This window comes from uncultured Nonlabens sp. (genome assembly GCF_947495285.1).
Taxonomy (GTDB): Bacteria; Bacteroidota; Bacteroidia; order Flavobacteriales; family Flavobacteriaceae; genus Nonlabens.
The window spans coordinates 1-408 of sequence record NZ_CANLXZ010000090.1 but is presented as its reverse complement, the minus strand read 5'-3'; the positions used below and the strand labels follow the sequence as shown (position 1 = coordinate 408).

The 408-nt window shown below is 27.9% G+C and carries 1 pseudogene; it reads right to left on the bottom strand.

The annotated features are described in order from the left end of the window. Window positions 1-295: pseudogene (locus Q0838_RS14260) on the bottom strand (transposase); the annotation flags it as partial. Between the last annotated feature and the right edge of the window lie 113 nt (window positions 296-408).

The following is a 408-nucleotide window of genomic DNA, read 5'->3' as shown; positions in this document are numbered from 1 at the left end:
TAATAGAAGGTTTTTTAGGCAAGAAGCTATATGCAATAAGACCTGCAACTATATTTGACAAGAAATTAGTAAAGCTTCTATGTCTAGAATGTTCCATTTGACAGATGTTTTTAAGTTCATCATTTACAGTTTCAGTAACAGAGCGTTTGCGCAGTAAAATCTTATCACTCATTGTCATTAAAGAATTCTTCATATTGTTTTTAATATGTGTAATTAAATGTAATCCATCAGTAAAAAGAAGTTGCATTAAATCTTTTCCAACATAGCCTTTATCGGCATATAATTTCCCATATATTTTATCAATCCTGTCCTAAATAAATTTAAGACATATCAAACCTAACCATTTTACTGGTTTGATTAGCTGTTTTATTGTTTTTTCAAAATAGAACCCCTTGTATATATTTATTT